General features: G+C 39.5%; 2 protein-coding genes. One reads left to right on the top strand and one right to left on the bottom strand.

The window, feature by feature from the left end; all coding sequences use genetic code 11:
* Positions 1 to 47: 47 nt before the first annotated feature.
* The gene (locus tag AB1414_20390; protein ID MEW6609771.1) at positions 48 to 260 is read right to left on the bottom strand and encodes a hypothetical protein; all 213 of its coding nucleotides are present in this window, start codon (positions 258 to 260) and stop codon (positions 48 to 50) included.
* A 155-nt stretch (positions 261 to 415) separates the two neighbouring features.
* Here AB1414_20390 and AB1414_20385 point away from each other — a divergent pair, with 155 nt between their 5' ends.
* Complete coding sequence (locus AB1414_20385; GenBank protein ID MEW6609770.1) at positions 416 to 1,672, top strand: IS110 family transposase; 1,257 nt, start codon at positions 416 to 418, stop codon at positions 1,670 to 1,672.
* The last annotated feature ends 40 nt before the right edge of the window (positions 1,673 to 1,712 follow it).

Genomic DNA, 1,712 nt, shown 5'->3' with positions numbered 1-1,712 from the left:
TACCTCCTCGTATAATATGTTTAATATAGTTATTAATTAATTTATAATTAATATTTAATAATATTTCTCTCCTCATGGGAGAGTTTATGAAATCTTTGATTGTGAACAAAAAGAAACTTGACTTTTATGACCGGATCCTTTATTATTATCTCTATAGGATAAAGAGAAACAGGGTAAATGCCCTTCCTCCTTGCACCTGTTGAGTGCATTTCAAAGAGGGCGTCCCTTTCCTTTATCAGAAACGATGCTGACGCACACATTGCTGGAACTCCTCTGCCCTTCGGTTATTTAGACTGATACCGATGCACCCAGACAGAAAAAGTTACCGCTTATAACAATGCTCGAGGTTGCAACTGGTAAAGGCAAAGGATCCGGTCTTCTCTCCATTCTTATCCTATAAAGGAGGTGAATATTTATGCTCAATACCTTAAATATCGGAATAGATATTAGCCTGCGTAAAGCGGCTGTCTCTTTCTTAACCCAGGAAGGAAAATATTTAGGCAAAACATTTGAAATAGACAATAACCTCCCCGGATTTGAAAATCTGAAAGAGAAAACCGCTACCCTAATATCTCAACAAAACTTCCAACATATCCGTTTGGGTCTGGAAGCATCCAGTCTCTATGGGTTTCATCTCACAGACTACTTTACTAACAACCCTCTGAGATGTGAAACTCAGGTCTATCTCATCAATGCTAAATACATCAGCCGATTTAAAAAAGCCTTCCCAGAAAAAGAAAAAACAGACCTCACAGATGCTCAGTTCATTGCCGAATATCTCCGTTTTGGGAAACTTCCCGTAGAATATAAACCCGAACTTTTGCATCTGCCTCTGAAGAGACTGGTTCGCTACCGCTATCACCTGGTCAAACTCATTGAAAGAGAGAAAAAACTCTTTTTGGCTAATCTCTTTCTTATGTTTCCAGGCTGGGTTCAGAATAAACCTATCGCTCATCTTGGAGCAACTTCTTTAACCATATTAAACGAACTTTCTCCAGATGAAATTGTAACCATGCCCTTAGAAGAACTTGCCCTCCTGGTAGCCAAAGCTGGTAAAAACCGCTCTCCAGACCCAAAAAGTATTGCGGAAAACATCCAAAAAGCGGCTCGAGAATCTTATCGCATAAGACCCCAACTGGCAAATTCTTGCCAACTTATTTTGGCTAGTATTACCAAAACCCTTTCTGCCTTGAAAAAAAGCTTAAAGGAAATAGATAAAGCCATTGCTGAAGAAGGAAAAGGCTTTATCAATCCTTTGCTCTCTATTAAAGGCATAGGACCTGTTTATGCCGCTGGGATCTTAGCCTCTATAGGTGAAATTAGAAGATTCTTGTCTGATGATAAGTTAGCCAGGTTCGCTGGCCTTGTCTGGAAAAGAAATCAATCCGGACTAAGTGAATCAGAAGAAAGACATTTGGTCCAAGAGTGTGACAAGTACTTCCGCTACTACCTGATAGAAGCAGCAAACTCATTGCGGGTGCACAATGAGGAATACCAAATTTATTACCAGAAAAAATACATGGAGGTGACTAAACATAATCATAAACGAGCCTTAGTGCTCTCGGCTAGAAAATTGGTCAGGTTGGTTTTTGCTCTGCTCTCAAAAAACCAACTCTATGACCCAGTTCGGGCAGTCAGTCGCCCAAGCCGACTAAAAGTGAACATTAAATAAATTATCAAAGAGCAGATTATGTTAACAAGATTTATCTCAA

This window comes from bacterium (assembly GCA_040755795.1).
Taxonomy (GTDB): Bacteria; UBA9089; CG2-30-40-21; order CG2-30-40-21; family SBAY01; genus JBFLXS01.
This window is presented reverse-complemented; position numbering and strand designations above follow the sequence as displayed.